The organism is Micromonospora sp. LOL_013, from assembly GCF_048060315.1.
Taxonomy (GTDB): Bacteria; Actinomycetota; Actinomycetes; order Mycobacteriales; family Micromonosporaceae; genus Micromonospora_E.
The window spans coordinates 1-771 of record NZ_JBHMIQ010000106.1 but is presented as its reverse complement, the minus strand read 5'-3'; the positions used below and the strand labels follow the sequence as shown (position 1 = coordinate 771).

The 771-nt window shown below is 72.2% G+C and carries 1 pseudogene; it reads left to right on the top strand.

From position 1 onward, the window contains the following. Positions 1-8: 8 nt before the first annotated feature. Positions 9-771, top strand: a pseudogene (locus ACFHWS_RS28520) (IS5 family transposase); the annotation flags it as partial.

Genomic DNA, 771 nt, shown 5'->3' with positions numbered 1-771 from the left:
GGGCAGTCCTGGAGCCTCTCCTGCCCACCGCACGCCGACCGGGCCGACCGCCCGCATCAACGAAACGGCAGCTCATCGACGCGATCCGGTGGCGGACCCGGGCCGGCGCCCCGTGGCGGGACATCCCCGACCACTACGGCTCCTGGGCGGCGGCGTACGCCCTGTTCCGCCGGTGGCAGCGCGACGGGACCTGGGCACGGATCCTGACCGCGTTGCAGGCCCTGGCCGACGCGGCGGGACGGATCGTCTGGGACGTGTCCGTGGACTCCACGATCAGCCGAGCGCACCAGCACGCGGCCGGAGCGCGTAAAAGGGGGATCTGCAGGCCGAGCCACCCGGCGGTACCGGGTCGGAACCCGACGACCACGCGTTGGGGCGTTCCCGTGGCGGACGGACCACGAAACTGCACCTGGGCTGTGAACAGGGACAGAAACCGCTGTCGATCGTGCTGACCGGTGGGCAGCGTGGCGACAGCCCGCAGTTCACGACGGTGCTCGACGGTGTGCGGGTGCCCCGGGTCGGGGCCGGTCGGCCCCGGACCCGTCCGGACCGGGTGCTGGCGGACAAGGCGTACACGTCGAAGGCGAACCGCGCCTACCTGCGTCGACGGGGTATCGCCGCGACGATCCCGTCGAAGGCCGACCAGGACGCCAACCGCCGGAAGAAGGGGTCGAAGGGCGGCAGGCCGCCGGCCTTCGACCCCGAGATCTACAAGCAGCGCCACGCGGTCGAGTGCGGGATCAACCGGCTCAAGCGCAACCGTGCCGTCGC